1 pseudogene is annotated in these 246 nt (G+C 63.4%); it reads left to right on the plus strand.

What is annotated here, in order from left to right:
• Positions 1-246, plus strand: a pseudogene (locus ACYP5B_RS22735) (IS110 family transposase); the annotation flags it as partial.

Below are 246 nucleotides of genomic sequence, written 5' to 3' on the forward strand. Positions count from 1 at the left end.
TGGGTCAGCGCCAAGGACGATCTGAAGCGCGCCCGGCAACGGCTGAAGGCCTTTCTGCTTTCACATGGGGTGCGCTACAGCGGCAGAGCCGACTGGGGAGCGGCGCACCGGCGCTGGATCAGTACCTTTGCGTTCGACACCGTGTGGCAACAACTTGCCTTTGACGAATATCGACGTGCCATCGAGGATCGGCTCGCGCAATGCAGCCGTCTCGAAGCGGCCTTGCGCGAAGCCGTGGTCAGCTGG

The sequence above is a fragment of the Cupriavidus sp. 8B genome (assembly GCF_054589115.1).